Annotated in this window: 1 protein-coding gene; it reads left to right on the forward strand. The window is 43.7% G+C overall.

Annotation, left to right across the window (positions count from 1 at the left end; translation table 11 throughout):
• Window positions 1-69: 69 nt before the first annotated feature.
• Complete coding sequence (locus B4F91_RS17070) at window positions 70-672, forward strand: DUF998 domain-containing protein (RefSeq protein ID WP_286936808.1); 603 nt, start codon at window positions 70-72, stop codon at window positions 670-672.
• Window positions 673-1,016: the final 344 nt, after the last annotated feature.

Genomic DNA, 1,016 nt, shown 5'->3' on the forward strand with positions numbered 1-1,016 from the left:
GGGCGGCTTCGCCATTATGCCCTACGTGCCTGCGCCCGTTATTGAAAAGTTAGCTGATAAGGAGATTCAGTGAGTTTTTTTGTAAGAGCTTTAGTAAAGCAGGCGCACCTGATTTGGATCGCTTCGATTATCAACATTGGCCTTGGCTTTGTTATCCCTGGATTCGATGTTTTTGCCAAGAGCATCAGTCATGTCGCACTTGAAGCGCCTGTATTTGCATATACACACAGGGTTGGGGATATCGTGATCGGCATCTCCATGTGCCTTTTTGCCCTTGGAATACAGCTGACCACACCTAGTCGTGTTTCTTTTTCCATGGCATCTGTTTTATTGCTTGGTCTTAGCATGATCAGTGCGGGAGTTTGGACGTTAGAGACGCCCCTGCACTTGCTCTACAACCTGTCAATCTTCATGATTATCGCACCTCTTGCGTATTCGCTTGAGTTTAAAAATATCATCAAGTCGCCTTCGTTTGAACTTTTTTCAGCAGCGTCGTTCCTGCATGTGTTCATGTTTTGGCTGATCTATGCTGGCTTCATCCCGTCAGAAATTAATGGGTTGGTACAGCGTGTATGGGCCATCCCGACAATGGGTTGGTTCGGTATTGCTGCTTACATGCTAGGTTCGCGGCAGTTTTCGGCTAACAATTCAATGCAAGCGACAAGCGCGTGATTGAGGCGTTAGGTAGCTATGGATAGTACGGCAATAGAATTCAGGGATTTGTGTCTAGGAATACTAAAGTTCATATCATCTACCTCTGAACAAAAAGAGTTTGCCCGAAAAGTTGAATATATCGACTATAAAAGTGAATTCGTTTGTTGGTGGTTTGACGATTTGGTAATGGAGTCACTGCCAAAAGGTACTGGCTTAATTTTCCAGAGTTTCAACGAAAGGAAAGAATAAACGGAATAAACAGGACACCCATCTTAATTTTGCAGTTTAGCAAACGTAGTACTAGGCTTTCATCAGTATAAAAAACAAGTAGGGTGTCTTATGGCAATTGCAAGAAAGCGACA

This window comes from Pseudoalteromonas sp. UBA6610 (genome assembly GCF_002433295.1).
GTDB lineage: Bacteria > Pseudomonadota > Gammaproteobacteria > Enterobacterales > Alteromonadaceae > Pseudoalteromonas > Pseudoalteromonas atlantica.